Origin of the sequence: Burkholderia sp. HI2714, assembly GCF_002223085.1 — a bacterium.
In the GTDB taxonomy this organism is placed as follows: Bacteria; Pseudomonadota; Gammaproteobacteria; order Burkholderiales; family Burkholderiaceae; genus Burkholderia; species Burkholderia lata_D.
In genome coordinates this window covers 35605-47914 of the sequence record NZ_NKFM01000046.1, presented here as the reverse complement: position 1 = coordinate 47914, position 12310 = coordinate 35605, and the positions used below count along the sequence as shown (strand labels likewise).

At 66.2% G+C, this 12310-nt stretch carries 12 protein-coding genes; 9 read left to right on the top strand and 3 right to left on the bottom strand.

Annotation, left to right across the window (positions count from 1 at the left end; translation table 11 throughout):
- Positions 1–39 precede the first annotated feature (39 nt).
- The 3 genes from CFB82_RS23905 to CFB82_RS23895 all read right to left on the bottom strand — a co-directional run bounded on the left by CFB82_RS23905 (position 40) and on the right by CFB82_RS23895 (position 3270).
- Positions 40–1296, bottom strand: coding sequence for an oxalate decarboxylase family bicupin (locus CFB82_RS23905; protein WP_089485544.1), 1257 nt, complete (start codon positions 1294–1296; stop codon positions 40–42).
- A gap of 390 nt (positions 1297–1686) precedes the next feature.
- Positions 1687–3018 carry a type II toxin-antitoxin system HipA family toxin gene (locus tag CFB82_RS23900; RefSeq protein ID WP_089485543.1) on the bottom strand — a complete coding sequence of 444 codons (1332 nt, stop codon included), beginning with the start codon at positions 3016–3018 and terminating at the stop codon, positions 1687–1689.
- Positions 3019–3021: 3 nt separating this feature from the next.
- Positions 3022–3270, bottom strand: coding sequence for a helix-turn-helix domain-containing protein (locus CFB82_RS23895; protein ID WP_089442206.1), 249 nt, complete (start codon positions 3268–3270; stop codon positions 3022–3024).
- Between the two features lie 238 nt (positions 3271–3508).
- On the opposite strand from CFB82_RS23895, the gene sapR reads away from it, so the two are divergent.
- The 9 genes from sapR (at position 3509) to CFB82_RS23850 (ending at position 12197) form a co-directional block, all read left to right on the top strand.
- Entirely contained in the window at positions 3509–4390 is an 882-nt protein-coding gene (gene sapR / locus CFB82_RS23890) for a sap1 transcriptional regulator SapR (protein WP_089485542.1), read from the top strand.
- A 24-nt stretch (positions 4391–4414) separates the two neighbouring features.
- Complete coding sequence (gene ddpX, locus CFB82_RS23885) at positions 4415–4978, top strand: D-alanyl-D-alanine dipeptidase (protein ID WP_089485541.1); 564 nt, start codon at positions 4415–4417, stop codon at positions 4976–4978.
- Positions 4979–5024: 46 nt separating this feature from the next.
- A complete protein-coding gene (locus CFB82_RS23880; protein ID WP_089485540.1) occupies positions 5025–6626 on the top strand; it encodes an ABC transporter substrate-binding protein in 1602 nt (533 codons plus the stop codon).
- Between the two features lie 10 nt (positions 6627–6636).
- Entirely contained in the window at positions 6637–7707 is a 1071-nt protein-coding gene (locus CFB82_RS23875; RefSeq protein ID WP_089485539.1) for an ABC transporter permease, read from the top strand.
- Positions 7708–7773: 66 nt separating this feature from the next.
- Positions 7774–8688, top strand: coding sequence for a nickel transporter permease (gene nikC / locus CFB82_RS23870; RefSeq protein ID WP_006753506.1), 915 nt, complete (start codon positions 7774–7776; stop codon positions 8686–8688).
- 1 nt (position 8689) lies between these two features.
- Complete coding sequence (locus tag CFB82_RS23865; RefSeq protein WP_089485538.1) at positions 8690–9604, top strand: ABC transporter ATP-binding protein; 915 nt, start codon at positions 8690–8692, stop codon at positions 9602–9604.
- Complete coding sequence (locus CFB82_RS23860) at positions 9601–10377, top strand: ABC transporter ATP-binding protein (protein WP_089485537.1); 777 nt, start codon at positions 9601–9603, stop codon at positions 10375–10377. Before CFB82_RS23865 ends, CFB82_RS23860 begins: the two co-directional genes overlap by 4 nt.
- Positions 10378–10792: 415 nt before the next feature.
- On the top strand, positions 10793–11344 hold the full coding sequence (locus CFB82_RS23855) for a fimbrial protein (protein ID WP_089485536.1): 552 nt from the start codon (positions 10793–10795) through the stop codon (positions 11342–11344).
- A gap of 112 nt (positions 11345–11456) precedes the next feature.
- Entirely contained in the window at positions 11457–12197 is a 741-nt protein-coding gene (locus tag CFB82_RS23850; RefSeq protein WP_089485535.1) for a fimbrial biogenesis chaperone, read from the top strand.
- Positions 12198–12310: the final 113 nt, after the last annotated feature.

Sequence of the window (12310 nt, the reverse complement as noted above, 5' to 3'; positions counted from 1 at the left end):
CCGTGGCCGGCATGCCGCCTGCCGGCCGAGGCGGCGGCGTTACAGCGGCACGACGTCGGGACGGTTACGCGGAAACTGCGCGATCACGTCCGGCGCGACGTTCAGGTGCGCCTCGACGAGCTGCGGCGGCGTATGCGCGAGCCAGTCGGACAGCGATACTTCCGCATAGCGGTCAGTCTTGAAGATCTCGAGGAACACCAGATCGGTGCTGCCGGTGTTCTGCACGTAGTGCCCGAGGCTCTTCTTCACGTAGCCGACGTCGCCCGCGCGGAAGTCGGCCGTCTGCGCCTTCGGCCCCGTGTCGAACACGGTCATCCGTGCGTCGCCCTGCAGGTAGTACTGCCATTCGTCCGCGTTCGGGTGCCAGTGCAGCTCGCGCATGCCGCCCGGATGCACGGTGACGAGCGCCGCCGCGACCGTGGTCGACACGTTGAAGTTCGTGCTGTCCGCGATCCGCACTTCGCCGCCGCGGGTCTTTCTGACCGGCTTCATGTCGCCGAGCGAGAAGACGAACGGATGCGGCGGCGCCCCGGCCGACGACGCCGACGCGCGCTGCGCTTCCGCCAGCGGGCCCGGTTCGTCGCCCTGGAAGATCCACAGGTTGTCGAGCGGAATGTTCTTGAACGCGTCGGCCGGCACGCCGAAGTTGAGCGCCAGCACGTCGGGCGGCGTGTGCGCGACCCAGTCGGTCAGCAGCAGCGTGTTGAATTCGGACGCGCGGCCGTTATCGAACGCGAGCAGGAATTCGGCGCCGTCGGTGCCGAGGCCCTGCAGCGAATGCGGCAGGCCGGGCGGGAAATACCAGAGATCGCCGGTCTTCACGTCCTGCACCGATGGCCGGCCGAGTTCGTCGAGCACCGTGATCCGGCAGCGGCCGTCGAGCATGATGGCCCACTCGGCCTGCTGGTGCCAGTGCATCTCGCGAATGCCGCCGCGTGTGAGGCGCATATTGACGCCGGAAATGGTTTCGGAAATCGCAAAATCGTCCTGCGTGACTTCGCGTGCCCATCCGCCATTTTGAATGCGCTTATGGGCATTATTGAACGACGCCCAGAATAACGGCATGCCGTTGATATCGGTGGCCGGCGGATCCTGAAAGGACGGGAATTGATTTGCGATTGCCGGGTTTTTGGGCCCCGGGTCGGTCAGGCTCTGGCGGTTGCGCGCATTCACCGCGCCTTCCGGCGGTCGGTCCGGATTACCGAACGAGGCAGCCTTGGCCGATACGGCGATACCCGCCGCGGCAATGGCGCCGGCCGTTCCCGCCAGCATCTTGCGTCGAGAAAGATTCGTCATGGTTTCCTCTTCATGCCTGCGATTGAGTGAATTTTCATTACGGAACACATGCCGTTTTTCGGATTATCGAAAATCGAACATCCCGTGACGCAAGTTAAATACAAATCCATCCAAAAATTAAATGAATTATTAACCTGAATTAATGAGTTAATCTGATTCGCTTTAATTTTGTAATGATTGAGGCACGACGAGGTCCGGGATGCAGGCGGCCGATGCCGATGACTCGGCCGTGTCAGGTGAAGGTGGAAATGCGACCGGGCGCGGCGGCGACGCCTGGAATGGCGACAGGAAGAGGATGAAATGTGTCAGCCCGATCGCGATGCGTTACCGATCATCTGGACGAAGGCGTGCGAATACGACGAACGCCGGGCAACCCGTCCGGGATGCGTTTCATTCCCGCGGCATTTCTTCGAGCCGTTGCGCGGCGAACTGCAGTCCGCCCAGAATGCGTTCCGCGACCCGCGTCTGAAAACCGGCAGGCAGCGCCGCACCGACAGATTCGATCACCTGCGGCGTCATGTCGATGAGGCGCTCGACGATCGGCGTCGCGATATCACCGAGCAGACAGTGTTCGGCCATCGCGCTGAAGTGGCGCCGCGTAATGTCGCGCATCGCGTAGTGCTTGCGTTTGCCGTGCACGGCCATCGCCAGCTTCGCCTTGTGCCATGACCACTGGTTCGCGCCGTCGCCTTCGACCGGCCAGATCGACATCACATCGTAGAGGGGCGTCAGGCGAAAGCGGCCGCCCGGCAGCAGGCGCAGACTGAAATTCTTCGCATGCCCGTCCGGCGCCGCGAGCATCCAGAAAACGATCAGCGCCGCGAACAGTGTGTCGAGGTCTTCCCGCGCCGTTTCCGAACGGCGCAGGAGACTTGCCAGGTCGGGCACGCCGGGGCCGCCGTGCGACTCGTACTTCAGGTGCGGCGGCACGCCGAGCGCTTGGCAGAAGTCCTCCTGCGGCAACCGTAACAGCCACCCGCCGTCGCGATGCAACGCACGATCGAAACGCTCGACCGACAGCACCTTGTACGCGCCGAACTGCACGATTTCCGCATTGGCGGCCGGCAAGCCGAAAGCGCGCAGGATCGCAAGACACAGCCACTCGTTCTCGACTGAAGCCGTGAGGTCGGCCCGCTTGTTGCCAACCAGGCCGAGCGGCAACTTGAGAATATGCGTCGTCGGCGTCGCGCCATGCGGGCGCATCCATCGCCCGTCGTGAAACAGCAGCGCAGTCTTTTCCTGTGCACCGGCCAGCGACAGCCGGAAATCGTCGTCGCCGGCCGCGACCACCACGCCGCTTGCCTGGTCGAGCACACGTGCAACGTCGTCATCCGACAACGGCGTGCCGTCGATACGATCCAGGCCGGTCGGCACATCGTCTTCGCCAAGCAATTGCACCGCCCCGACGCAGTCACGACCGAGCGCGGCGAGAAGATCGAATGGCTCGGTCGTCGCTATGCCGAACCTTGCGGCCAAGCGGCGCCGAATGACGTCGCTGTCCGGAAGCAGGTTGTCGAAGTAGTGATTGATGCGTTCACCGCGCAGCGGCGCGTCGCCGACACCAAACGGCAACGACAGCGACAACGGGCGGCCGACGGTCGACTGCTTCCAGCCTGCGTCGTACAGCAGTTCCATGTCGCCGCGCGCGGGAATCCGCCACGTGCCGACCCTCTGGCCATTTGCCCAGATTGACAATGCGCGAGTATGCGATTTGCGGCCCATCGCTTACCACTCGACGTCGGCGGAGCCGCGCCCGTCCTTCGTGCGGATGCTGAGTTCGAGACCGTACAACGCGGTCAGTTCGAGCAACTGGCTAAGCGACAGGCTTTCGGTACGCGTGGATTCGAGCAACGACAGGCGCGACTGGCCCACGCCGATCCGCATCGCTGCTTCGGCCTGCGTCAGGCCCTTGGCCTGACGCGCGGACGACAGAATCTCGCCCAGTTGCGCGGGCGTGTTGACGATGAAATTCACGGTGTGGATTCCTGGAGACAATAAACGCAGTATATTCCTGTCAGGCATAAACGCAAATTATTCCTGTCAGACATAAACGCAAAATATGCCTGTCAGGAATAATCTGCCGCCCTGCTCGCGCGCCCTTTCAACCCTATCACCTATCCTCACACCATAGTTTTTATCCGCTGGCGCGGATGATTTTGGCTTTGTTAGATGGATGACAATCGATCACCCGACGACAACGATCTAACAGCCGATGACCTGCGCGTTTGCCCGTACCGTCGAATCCCGCTATGCCGAGCTGACGCCGACGGCCAAGCGCATCGCGAGCTACATGCTCGCGAACCTCGACCGGCTCGGGCTCGAGACGGCCGACCAGATCGCGCAGCAGGCCGGCACCAGCGGCATCTCGGTCGGGCGCTTTCTGCGCAGCGTCGGCTATCGCAACCTCGACGACCTGAAGCGCGAACTGCGCGGCGGCGGCGACCGCCCGTGGATGATCACCGACCGGCTCGACGAATACCGCCGCGCCACCGGCACGCAGCCGGCCGAACCCGACGGCAACCGCCGCGGGGGTCCGCTCGCGTCGTCGCTCGAGCGCGAGCTCGATGCGATCCGCCACGTGTACCGGCTCGCCGAAGGCCCGGTGTTCGCGCAGGTGGCCGACCGGATCGCGCATGCGGACGCCGTGTTCATCCTCGGCATCCAGTCGACGCGCGGGATCAGCAACGCGTTCAGCAGCTACCTCGAATACCTGCGCCCGCGCGTGTTCTATTCGGACGGCCAGTCGGGCTCGTACGTCGATTCGCTGAACTCCGAATTCGAGCGGCCGTACTGCATCGTCACCGATACACGCGCGTATTCGCGCAGCGCGCGCCGCTATTGCCAGGCGGCCGCCGAGCGCGGGCAGCCGTTCGCGCTGGTCACCGATCTCTCGTGCCCGTGGGCGCGCGACTGGCCGGCCGACCTGCTGCAGGTGAAGACCGACGTCGGCCAGTTCTGGGATTCGCTCGCGCCGCTCACCTGCCTGTTCAACCTGCTGATCACGGCCGTGGTCGACCGCCTCGGTCCGGCGATCGACCGGCGCGTCGCGCGCAACCGCGAACTGCAGCGCACGTTCGATCAATTCGAATCCTGAATGCGAGTGCCCTCCGAACCGCCGATGAACGCTCACCGCCTCGTTGAAATCACGTCCGCCACGCATCGCGTCGACATCGATCTCGTCTACGCGACCGACCGCAACCTGACCGGCAAGCCGATCTACCGCCGCGCGCACTGTCTACTGCTGGAGCCGGCCGAAGCCGCACTGCGCCGCGCGGTGAACATCGCGGCGCAAGCCGGCTTCACGCTGCGCATCTACGACGCGTACCGGCCACCGCAGGCGCAGCAGGTGCTGTGGGATTTCCTGCCCGATCCGAACTTCATCGCCGATCTCGGCCGCGGCTCGAATCACAGCCGCGGCACCGCGCTCGACCTGACGCTCGTCGGCGCGGACGGCGAGCCGCTCGACATGGGTACCGGCTTCGACGAGATGGTCGCCGAGTCGGGCCACTTCCATGCGGGGCTGCCGGCAGCCGTGCAGCGTAACCGCCTGCTGCTGCTCGGCGTGATGCATGCGGCCGGCTTCGTGCACATCGACAGCGAGTGGTGGCACTACGAATTACCGGGCTCGCGCGCGCTGCCGCAGATCGACAATGCCGACAGCGGCCCGTGGCACCTGATGTGATGCACGTCCCACTTCCCGTTCACGTTCGACAACCGATGGAGCGCACATGAATTTCCTGACATCCCGGCTCGTCGCGGCACTGGCCGCCGCGTCCGTTCTCGCCGCCGTTCCGCTTTCTGCCGCGCGCGCGGAAACGCCGAAGGACATGTTCGTGATGGCCACGCTGCTCGACGAATTCACGACGCTGGACCCGGGCGAGATCTACGAGCTGGTGCCGGAGGAATACGTCGCGAACACGTACGACCGGCTCGTGCGCGTCGATCTGCGCGATCCGTCGAAATTCAACGGCGACGTCGCGCAGTCGTGGACGGTGAGCACCGACGGGCTGACCTATACGTTCAAGCTGCGCCCCGGCCTCAAGTTCCACTCGGGCAACCCGCTGACGGCCGACGACGTCGCCTGGTCGATCCAGCGCGCGGTGCTGCTCGACAAGGGCCCGGCCGCCGTGCTGACCGGCATCGGGCTCACGAAGGCGAACGTCGTCGCCAATGTGAAGAAGCTCGACGACCTGACGGTATCGGTCACGACCGACCAGAAGTACGCACCGACCTTCGTGCTGAACGTGCTCGGCTCGTGGCCCGCATCGGTGGTCGACAAGAAGCTGCTGCTGTCGCACCAGCAGGGCAACGACTTCGGCAACGCATGGCTGAAGACCAACGAAGCCGGCTCCGGCGGCTACAAGCTCGTGAAATGGACGGCCGGCGACAGCGTCGTGCTGCAGCGCTTCGACGGCTACCGTCTGCCGCTCGCGATGAAGCGCATCGTGCTGCGCCACGTGCCCGAAGCTGCCAGCCAGCGCCTGCTGCTGGAAAACGGCGATGTCGACGCGGCGCGCGACCTGAGCCCCGACGATCTGGCGTCGGTCGTGAAATCCGGCAAGGCGAAGGTGTCGGCCTCGCCGCAGGCGACGCTGCTGTATCTCGGCCTGAACACGAAGAACCCGACGCTCGCGAAACCGGAGGTCCAGGAAGCGCTGAAGTGGCTGGTCGACTATGCGGGCATCCAGGGCAACGTGGTGAAGACGACCTACAAGGTCCACCAGACCTTCCTGCCCGAAGGCTTCCTCGGCACGCTGAACGCGAATCCGTACAAGCTCGACGTCGCGAAGGCGAAGGCACTGCTCGCGAAGGCCGGCGTGCCGAACGGCTTCTCGGTGACGATGGACGTGCGCAACGACTATCCGTACACGGAGATCGCGCAGGCCGTGCAGGCGAACTTCGCGCAGGCGGGCATCAAGGTGCAGCTGATCCCCGGCGACAACAAGCAGACGCTCGCGAAATACCGTGCGCGCCAGCACGACATCTACATCGGCGAATGGTCGGCCGACTACATCGACCCGCACAGCAACGCGCAGGGTTTTGCATGGAACCCGGACAATTCCGACAAGTCGAGCTATAAAATGCTGGCCTGGCGCAACAGCTGGGACATCCCGCAACTGACGAAGGAAACCGACACCGCGCTCGCCGAACCGACCACCGCGAAACGCGCGCAACGGTACCAGGCGATGCAGAAGGAAATGCTCGCGCACTCGCCGTTCGTGATCATGTTCGAGAAGGTCGCGCAGGTCGCGACGCGGCCCGGCGTGAGCGGGCTCGAAGTCGGGCCGATCAACGATCTCGTGTCGTACCGCAACCTGAAGAAGCAATAAGATTCGCTGCATGTCGACTCCCGCCTCCTCCCTCGAAGCACTACGCACGCTGCCCGCGCGGCGCCCGGCCGTGCGCTGGGCCCTGCGCGTGCTGCGCTGGGCGCTCACGCTCGCCGTCACGTTCGCGGGGCTGCTCGCGCTGACGTTCGTGATCGGTCGCAAGGTGCCGATCGATCCCGTGCTCGCGATCCTTGGCGATCGCGCATCGGCCGAGGCGTACGCGGCCGAGCGCATCGCGCTCGGCCTCGACAAGCCGCTCGTCACGCAATTCCTGATCTATGCGCGCGACGTGCTGCACGGCCATCTCGGCATGTCGCTGCTGACCGCGAACCCCGTGCTCGACGACATCAGGCGCGTGTTCCCGGCCACGCTCGAACTGGCGACGATCGCAACGCTGATCGGCATCGCGATCGGCGTGCCGCTCGGTGTCGCGGCCGCCGTGAAGCACAACCGGCCGATCGACCACATCGCGCGCTTCGTCGGGCTGATCGGCAATTCGGTGCCGGTGTTCTGGCTCGGGCTGATGGGGCTGCTGCTGTTCTACGCGCGGCTGCACTGGGTCGGCGGGCCCGGCCGGCTCGATCCCGTGTACGACGGGATGGTCGACGCGCGCACGGGCAGCCTGCTGATCGACGCGGCGCTCGCGGGCGAGTGGGATGTGTTCCGCAACGCGGTGTCGCACATCGCGCTGCCGGCCGCGATCCTCGGCTACTACTCCGTCGCGTACCTGAGCCGCATGACGCGCTCGTTCATGCTCGACCAGCTGAGCCAGGAATACATCGTCACCGCGCGTGCGAAGGGCCTGTCCGAGCGCCGCGTGATCTGGCGGCATGCGTTCGGCAACATCGCGGTGCCGCTGCTCACCGTGATCGCGCTCACGTACAGCAACCTGCTCGAAGGCTCGGTGCTGACCGAGATCGTGTTCGCGTGGCCGGGGCTCGGCTCGTACCTGACGGGCGCGCTGCTGAACGCCGACATGAACGCGGTGCTCGGCGCGACGCTCGTGATCGGCGTGATGTTCATCACCGTCAACCTGCTGACCGACGCGCTGTATCGCGTGTTCGATCCGCGTGCGCGCTGAGGGCCGCTTCGACATGACCGCTTCCACCCTGCTTCTTTCCTCGTCCATGCCGAAGGTCGTCCGATCATGAATGCCGAGCGTCTCACGCTGCGCGCGTGGCTTCTCTCCGATGCGCCCGCGTCGCGCTCGCAGGCCGCGTTCGGCCTCGCTTATCGCCGCTGGCGCCGCTTCGCGGTCAATCCGCTCAACCTGTTCGGACTCGCGATCCTCGTCGCGCTGATCGTCGTCGCGATCGTCGGCCCGTTGATCATGCCGCACGATCCGCTGCGCCAGGTGCTGTCCGACCGCCTGCTGCCGCCCGGCTCGGCATCGCACTGGCTCGGCACCGACCAGCTCGGCCGCGACATACTCTCGCGGCTGATCGGCGGCTCGCGCCTCACGCTCGGCATCGCGCTGCTCGTGGTCGTGATCGTCGTGCCGATCGGCCTGATGATCGGCACGACGGCCGGCTATTGCGGCGGCTTCACCGACAGCGTGCTGATGCGCATCACCGACATCGCGCTCGCCTTCCCGAAGATCGTGCTCGCGCTCGCGTTCGCGGCCGCGCTTGGGCCGGGCGTGATCAACGCGGTCGTCGCGATCTCGATCACCGCGTGGCCCGCGTATGCGCGGCTCGCGCGCGCGGAAACGATCCGCATCGCGCAGGCCGACTACATCCATGCGGCGCGGCTGCAAGGCGCATCGGGCCCGCGGATCCTGCTGCGCTACATCGTGCCGCTGTGCATGTCGTCGGTGATCGTGCGCGCGACGCTCGACATGGCCGGCATCATCCTGACCGTCGCCGGCCTCGGCTTCCTCGGCCTCGGCGCGCAGCCGCCGAGCCCCGAATGGGGTTTCATGGTTGCGTCGGGCCGCAACGTGCTGCTCGACGCGTGGTGGGTCGCGACGCTGCCCGGTGCGGCGATCCTGCTCGTCAGCCTCGCGTTCAACCTGCTCGGCGACGGGCTGCGCGACGTCTTCGATCCGCGTCATGGAGCGTGACATGCCACTGAATTCCACCGACGCCGCCGCGCCGCTCTGCGAGATCGACGGCCTGAGGATCGGGTTTCGCGGGCACGACGGCGTCGTGTCCGACGCGGTACGCGACCTGTCGCTGACGCTCGCGCCGGGCGAACGGCTCGGCATCGTCGGCGAGTCGGGTTCCGGCAAATCGCTGACGGGCCGCGCACTGCTCGGCCTGCTGCCCGACGCCGCACGCTGGTCGGCCCGCACGATGCGCTTCGCGGGCCACGACCTGCTCGCGATGTCGGCCGGCGAGCGCCGGCGCCTGTGCGGCAGTCAGATGGGGATGATCCTGCAGGATCCGAAGTATTCGCTGAACCCGGTGATGACCGTCGCGAAGCAGATGGGCGAGGCGTTCCGGCGGCACGAGCCGAAGTTGCGCGGCCGCGCGCTGCGCGAGCGGATCGTCGATGCGCTCGCGGCCGTGCAGATTCGCGATCCGGCGCGCGTGGCCGATGCGTATCCGCACGAGCTGTCGGGCGGCATGGGCCAGCGCGTGATGATCGCGATGATGGTGTCGACCGGCCCGCGCCTGCTGATCGCCGACGAACCGACCTCCGCGCTCGACGTCGCGGTGTCGATGCAGGTGCTCGCGGTGCTCGATGCGATGATCGCGCGGCACGGCACGGGCCTCATGTTCATCAGCCACGACCTGCCGCTCGTGATGTCGTTCTGCGATCGCGTCGCGGTGATGTATGCGGGCCGCGTCGTCGAAACCTGCGCCGCGCGCGACCTGCGCGACGCGACGCATCCGTACACGCGCGGGCTGCTCGCGGCGAATCCGCCGCTCGCGAACCCGCCGGACGAACTGCCCGTGCTGCGGCGCGATCCGGCGTGGCTCGAACCCGCGTCGCACGCCGGCACGCCCGCCGATCGACAGGAGGCCGCACGATGATCGACGTCGATCACGCATCGATCCGCTTCCCGACCCGCACGGGTCACGTCGACGCCGTGCGCGACGCGAGCTTCGCGGTGCGCGACGGCGAGGTGTTCGGGCTCGTCGGCGAGTCCGGTTCCGGCAAGTCGACGCTGCTGCGCGCGCTGACGGGCCTCGTGCCACTCGCGTCCGGCAGCCTGTCGATCGACGGCCGGCCGGTGGGCGGCACGCCCGATCGCGCCTTTCGCCGTCACGTGCAGATGGTGTTCCAGGATCCGTACGCGTCGCTGCATCCGCGCTTCACGGTCGACCAGACGCTGCGCGAGCCGCTGTCGATCCATGGCATGGGCGACACCGATGCGCGCATCGCCCGCGCGCTGTCCGAGGTCGGCCTCGGCCCCGCGTTCCGGTTCCGCTATCCGCACCAGCTGTCGGGCGGCCAGCGGCAGCGCGTCGCGATCGCGCGCGCGCTGATCGTCGAGCCGCGCGTGCTGCTGCTCGACGAGCCGACGTCCGCGCTCGACGTGTCGGTGCAGGCGGAGATCCTGAACCTGCTGCGCCGCCTGCATCGCGAACGCAACCTGACGATGATCCTCGTCAGCCACAACCTCGCGGTGATCGGCTTCCTGTGCCAGCGCGTCGCGGTGATGCAGCATGGCGAGATCGTCGAACAGCTGCGGATCGAGGACGTGCGCACCGGCCACGTCGCACGCGATTACACGCGCACGCTGCTGCGCGCGACCGAGGGTTATCGCCGCCTGGATCCGGCGATCGACGCGCCGGCGGCCTGACGAGCGGCGCTCGACCACTCGACCACCCGACGATAGTGCGACGCGGCGCGCGCAGCCGCGCGCGTCGCATCACATAACCCGGGCGCGACACGTCATGCCGGCCGCCCTCATGCTCCGTCGGCCGGTTATTCCAATTCCGCTTCGCTTCGAATAGCGCCCCGCCGAAATCGGCCTCGCGACCGGTTTCCGGTATCGCATGCTCGCCCACGCGAGCCCTTCCTGCCGTCCCTCCTCCGCCTGCCAACTCCGGCAAAAAACAAATTAGTACGAGTACTAGATCAAATCGCTATCTATTAGCACCCGTCAAATTACAAACGCCTTACATAGATCGCATAATTTGATCCGAAACGCGCCATTCCGAGATTTAAATTCAATCGGCGCCTTCAAAAACCGAAGTTTATTTGGAGATTTAACTATGCGAATCATCAAGCGCAGCGCAATCCCGTTCCTGCTCCTCGCCGCCGGCGCGGCCTTTACGTCGGCCGCCCACGCGGCTGACGGCAGCGTCACCTTCCGCGGCAACATCATCGCGTCGACGTGCAGCGTCGATGGCGGATCGGATCTCACCGTCCCGCTGCCGCCGGTCAGCACCACCGCGCTCGCCGATGTCGGCTCCGTCGCCGGTCGCAGTGCGTTCTCGCTTGCGCTGACGGGCTGCACGGTCGGCGACGACAACCCGGTGAAGGTCGGCGTCGTGTTCGAGAACGGCTCGAACGTCGATCAGTCAAGCGGTCGACTGACGATCGACTCGGGCGCGAAGTCCGCCGAAGGCGTCCAGATCAACGTGCTGGATTCGCAGCAGAACCACATCCCGGTCGGCGCGCAAACCGGCGCGAACACCGAGATGGTCGCGATCGATGCCGACGGCAAGGCGAAAGTGAACTACTTCGCCGAGTACTACGCCGCAGGCGCCGTGAAGGCCGGCGACGTCTCGTCGCGTGTCGAGTACTCGCTCATCTATCAGTAAGGGCCCGCGCGTGGAGATCGCCGCTCCGGCGATCTCCGCCCGTCACGCCGCGCGACGCGGAAACCGCCGTTTCCGCCCGCTCCCTGCCCCCAACGATCCGATTCTCACGCCCATGAAACTGTTGAAGCTCTTCCGTACGTTGACCCTCGCGGTCACAGCGTTCGCGTCACAGGCCGACGCGAGCGTCGTGATCGCCGGCACACGCGTGATCTTCCCGTCCACGGAGCGCGAAGTCACGATCCAGCTCACGAACGACAGCAAGCGTCCGGCACTGGTGCAGGCCTGGCTCGACGAAGGCGACAGCCGCGCGTTGCCGGAGAACATCGACGTGCCGTTCACGCTCACGCCGTCGATGTTCCGGATGGAAGCCGGCAACGGCCAGACGCTGCGTCTCGTGCATACCGGCGAACCGCTGCCTGCCGACCGGGAATCGCTGTTCTGGCTGAACGTGCTCGAAGTGCCGCCGAAGGCCGCCGCGACCGAGAACCGCAACCGCATCCAGTTGGCGTTCCGCTCACGCATCAAGCTCATGTATCGCCCCGCCGGGCTGGCCGGCAGCGCGGACGACGCCCCCATGCAAGTCGACTGGCGCGTGGTTCGCGGCGACGGCGGCTATGCACTCGAGGCCAGCAATCCGACACCGTACGTCGTCAATTTCGGCAACGTGCAGCTGAAGTCCGGCGGCCGCAAGCACGACGCCGGCATGGGTTACGTGCTGCCCCGAAGCACGCAGCGGTTCCCGATCAAGGATCTCGCCGGCGCGCCCGCCGCAAGTGCAACCGTCGAGTTCGGCAGCATCAACGACTGGGGCCGGGCAACCGATATCGAACGTCCGGTCAGCGTCGCACCGTAACGCGACCGAGGCCGGCAGCGCCTGGCAACGGCGCGCGCCGAGCGCTCTCCCCCGTTTCGTCCGCCGTCGCTTCGGCCGTTCCGACCGACTGCCGCGAAAACCCCTGATTTGCC

What these genes read in the sequence shown, in the direction of transcription:
- CFB82_RS23855 (WP_089485536.1), top strand. Translation starts at nt 10,793, where the DNA reads ATGCGAATCATCAAGCGCAGCGCAATCCCGTTCCTGCTCCTCGCCGCC.
- CFB82_RS23880 (WP_089485540.1), top strand. Translation starts at nt 5,025, where the DNA reads ATGAATTTCCTGACATCCCGGCTCGTCGCGGCACTGGCCGCCGCGTCC.
- CFB82_RS23860 (WP_089485537.1), top strand. Translation starts at nt 9,601, where the DNA reads ATGATCGACGTCGATCACGCATCGATCCGCTTCCCGACCCGCACGGGT.
- CFB82_RS23850 (WP_089485535.1), top strand. Translation starts at nt 11,457, where the DNA reads ATGAAACTGTTGAAGCTCTTCCGTACGTTGACCCTCGCGGTCACAGCG.
- nikC (WP_006753506.1), top strand. Translation starts at nt 7,774, where the DNA reads ATGAATGCCGAGCGTCTCACGCTGCGCGCGTGGCTTCTCTCCGATGCG.
- CFB82_RS23900 (WP_089485543.1), bottom strand. Translation starts at nt 3,018, where the DNA reads ATGGGCCGCAAATCGCATACTCGCGCATTGTCAATCTGGGCAAATGGC.
- sapR (WP_089485542.1), top strand. Translation starts at nt 3,509, where the DNA reads ATGACCTGCGCGTTTGCCCGTACCGTCGAATCCCGCTATGCCGAGCTG.
- ddpX (WP_089485541.1), top strand. Translation starts at nt 4,415, where the DNA reads ATGAACGCTCACCGCCTCGTTGAAATCACGTCCGCCACGCATCGCGTC.
- CFB82_RS23865 (WP_089485538.1), top strand. Translation starts at nt 8,690, where the DNA reads ATGCCACTGAATTCCACCGACGCCGCCGCGCCGCTCTGCGAGATCGAC.
- CFB82_RS23875 (WP_089485539.1), top strand. Translation starts at nt 6,637, where the DNA reads ATGTCGACTCCCGCCTCCTCCCTCGAAGCACTACGCACGCTGCCCGCG.
- CFB82_RS23905 (WP_089485544.1), bottom strand. Translation starts at nt 1,296, where the DNA reads ATGACGAATCTTTCTCGACGCAAGATGCTGGCGGGAACGGCCGGCGCC.